Source organism: Mitsuokella apri, from assembly GCF_047974105.1.
In the GTDB taxonomy this organism is placed as follows: domain Bacteria; phylum Bacillota; class Negativicutes; order Selenomonadales; family Selenomonadaceae; genus Mitsuokella.
This window is the reverse complement of sequence record NZ_JBHYRS010000030.1, coordinates 1-356: the sequence shown is the minus strand read 5'-3', so window position 1 is coordinate 356 and position 356 is coordinate 1. Positions and strand designations below refer to the sequence as shown.

Genomic DNA, 356 nt, shown 5'->3' with positions numbered 1-356 from the left:
ACCATTCTGTTCACACTGTCGTGCGACTCGATGATTTTGATACATTTCATTTCCTCTGTGTAGTTTTCAGTGTACATATACCATTTTTATTTTTAATGGTGGGCCTAAGTGGACTTGAACTACTGACCTCACGCTTATCAGGCGTGCGCTCTAACCAGCTGAGCTATAGGCCCATAATGGTGGAGACGAGGAGAATCGAACTCCTGACCCCCTGCTTGCAAGGCAGGTGCTCTCCCAGCTGAGCTACGCCCCCATTATGGTATTTACTTTTGAAGGTTGTTCCTTCAAAACTAGACAATGCAGCGTGGCCAGATGAACGACCTGAACTCTCAAGCTTTTTACGGCTTGATGTTCTC

2 tRNA genes are annotated in these 356 nt (G+C 46.3%); both read right to left on the bottom strand.

The window, feature by feature from the left end:
- Window positions 1–96 precede the first annotated feature (96 nt).
- Window positions 97–173 (bottom strand) — tRNA-Ile (locus tag ACE419_RS11595).
- 4 nt (window positions 174–177) lie between these two features.
- Window positions 178–253 (bottom strand) — tRNA-Ala (locus ACE419_RS11590).
- Between the last annotated feature and the right edge of the window lie 103 nt (window positions 254–356).